The following is a 769-nucleotide window of genomic DNA, read 5'->3' as shown; positions in this document are numbered from 1 at the left end:
TTGGCGGTGCCGAGGTCGATGGCCAGATCCGTCGAAAAATACTGCCGGAATGTTCGGAACATGGAATATGGGGGCGCCAACCGCGCGCCCGGCTTTCTGGGGGTGTGTGAAATAAGCAACAAACGGGCTTGATTTTTCGGTCAAATCCCGTGCGCCAAATCGAAGCATCATAACCCATGCATGCGCATAAAATGACGTTTTCCGCACCCATCCGCAGGGGAAGCTCCCCAATCCGCCCGCTCGCCGGGCGGCATGTTTTGCGTCCCTGTTTTGCGTCCCTGATTGCCCCCGCCCCACCATGTCACTCACCCTTCCCGATATCGACCGCCTGGCGCAACTCGCCCGGCTGGATCTGACCGCCAGCGAGCGCGACCACATGCTGACCGACCTGAATGCGTTTTTCGCCGTGGTCGAGCAAATGCGTGCGGTCAACACCGACGGCGTCGAGCCGCTGGCGCATCCGCTCTCCGCGGTGCAGGACATGCCGCTGCGCCTGCGCGAAGACGCCGTGACCGAGGGCAATATCCGCGACGCCGCGCTGCGCAACGCGCCCGACGCACAAGACGGCCTGTTCCTCGTGCCGAGGGTGGTCGAATGAGCACATCCCTGACCGATTTCGCCACGGCCGACCTGCGCACCCTGTCCGCCGCGCTAGCCGCCCGGCAAGTGTCCAGCGCTGAGCTCACCCGCGCGGCGCTCGACCGCATCGCCGCCCACGCCGATCTGGGCGCTTTCCTCCACGTCGATGCCGAAGGCGCGCTGCAGGCGG

General features: G+C 65.0%; 1 protein-coding gene. It reads left to right on the top strand.

The window, feature by feature from the left end; translation table 11 throughout:
- The first annotated feature begins 298 nt into the window (after positions 1 to 298).
- Complete coding sequence (gene gatC / locus B3H47_RS04740; RefSeq protein ID WP_286730305.1) at positions 299 to 598, top strand: Asp-tRNA(Asn)/Glu-tRNA(Gln) amidotransferase subunit GatC; 300 nt, start codon at positions 299 to 301, stop codon at positions 596 to 598.
- The last annotated feature ends 171 nt before the right edge of the window (positions 599 to 769 follow it).

It is taken from the genome of Thiomonas sp. UBA7699 (genome assembly GCF_002482605.1).
Lineage (GTDB): Bacteria > Pseudomonadota > Gammaproteobacteria > Burkholderiales > Burkholderiaceae_C > Thiomonas > Thiomonas arsenitoxydans.
The sequence above is the reverse complement of the archived record's forward strand: the minus strand, read 5'-3'. Positions and strand labels throughout refer to the sequence as shown.